This window comes from Rhizobacter sp. P3_B12, assembly GCF_056402895.1.
Window position 1 is genome coordinate 1 of sequence record NZ_JBFUGN010001218.1, and the last position, 1,611, is coordinate 1,611.

A 1,611-nucleotide genomic window follows, 5' to 3' on the forward strand; every position below is an offset into this window, starting at 1 on the left:
CGTATGCGCTGCCCGAAGACGTGCTCGACCTGGTGCCCGACGTGCTGCGCCACCGCCTGGTGCTGAGCTACGAGGCGCTGGCCGAGGGGCTGAGCGCGGACCAGGTCGTCCACAAGCTCGTGCAGAAGGTGCCCAAGCCCGACAAGCCGATGGCGCACCGGGCCGAGGAAGCGGGGCGCTGATGGACGAGTCCGCCAGATCACCTGCGACGACGCCCAGCGCCGAATCGGTGCTGCAGCGGCTGGAGTGGACCGTGCTGCGCCGCCTCGACGGCCTGCTGCAGGGCGACTACCGCACGCTGTGGCGCGGCACCGGGCTCGACCTGGCCGACCTGCGCGAGTACCAGCACCACGACGACGTGCGCCACATCGACTGGAACGTCACCGCGCGGCTGCAGGTGCCGCACGTGCGCGAGTTCACCGAGGACCGCGAGATGAGCGCCTGGTTCCTGCTCGACCTGAGCGGCAGCATCGATTTCGGTGCGCAGCGCAGCAAGCGCAGCGTGTCGGCCGAGTTCGTCACCGTGCTGGCGCGCCTGCTGACGCGGCACGGCAACCGCGTCGGCGCGGTGTTCTACGGCAGCCAGGTCGATGCGGTGCTGCCGCCGCGCACCGGCCGCAGCCATGTGCTGAACCTGCTGCAGCGGCTGCGCGCGCATGCGGCGCCGCAGGCCGCCGCGCAGGGCGAGACGCGGCTCGGCGACCTGCTGCAGCGCGCGGCCACGATGATCCCGCGGCGCTCGATGGTGTTCGTCGTCTCCGACTTCATCAGCGCGCCCGGCTGGGCCGATGCGATGGCGCGCCTGGCGCAGCGCCACGAGGTGCTGGCGGTGCGGCTGTACGACGAGATGGAACTCGACCTGCCGGACCTCGGCCTCGTCACGCTGCAGGATGCCGAGACCGGCGAGCAGCTGCTGGTCGACACCCATGACCCGGGCTTCCGCGAGCGCTTCGCACGCATCGCCGAGGCGCGCGAGGATGAATTGCACGCCGCCTTCGCGCGCGCCGGCGTCGACACGCTGGAGCTGACCACCGACGACGACCTGGGCGAGGCGCTGCTGCGCTTCGTCGAGCTGCGCCGGCAGCGCGCGCGAGCCTCGCACGGCGGCGGGATGGCGGCGCACCTGCGGCCGCTTGTCGGTGCATCGAGGAGCGCTGCATGACCTTCGTGTGGCCTCATCTGCTGTGGGCGCTCTTGGCGGTGCCGTTGCTGGTGCTGCTCTACCTGTGGCTGCTGAACAAGCGCAAGAAAACGACGCTGCGCTTCGCGAGCCTGGCCGTCGTCAAGCAGGCCCAGGGCGGCGGCCCCGGCTGGCGCCGCCACGTGCCGCCGGCCCTGCTGCTGGTGGCGCTCGGTGCCTTGCTGATCGCGACCGCGCGGCCGATGGCGGTGGTGACGCTGCCGCTGCAGCAGGAGACCATCATCCTGGCGATGGACGTCTCCGGCAGCATGCGTGCCACTGATGTGCAGCCGGATCGCCTGACCGCCGCGCAGGAGGCCGCCAAGTCCTTCCTCATCGACCTGCCGCGCAGCGTGCGCGTGGGCGTGGTGTCGTTCGCCGGCACCGCCGCGGTGGTGCAGCCGCCGACGCAGAGCCGCGACGACGTGGTG

2 protein-coding genes and 1 pseudogene are annotated in these 1,611 nt (G+C 71.9%); all 3 read left to right on the forward strand.

What is annotated here, in order from left to right:
- A pseudogene (locus AC1D01_RS33910) lies at window positions 1-182 on the forward strand (AAA family ATPase); the annotation flags it as partial.
- Window positions 182-1,162: a DUF58 domain-containing protein gene (locus AC1D01_RS33915; protein ID WP_477873854.1), complete on the forward strand. Its 981-nt coding sequence runs from the start codon at window positions 182-184 to the stop codon at window positions 1,160-1,162. The pseudogene AC1D01_RS33910 and the gene AC1D01_RS33915, both read left to right, overlap by 1 nt.
- On the forward strand, window positions 1,159-1,611 hold a 453-nt coding region (locus tag AC1D01_RS33920), incomplete at its 3' end, for a VWA domain-containing protein (protein ID WP_477873855.1). The genes AC1D01_RS33915 and AC1D01_RS33920, both read left to right, overlap by 4 nt.

Coding starts and splice junctions, on each gene's coding strand:
- AC1D01_RS33915 (WP_477873854.1), top strand. CDS start 182: ATGGACGAGTCCGCCAGATCACCTGCGACGACGCCCAGCGCCGAATCG.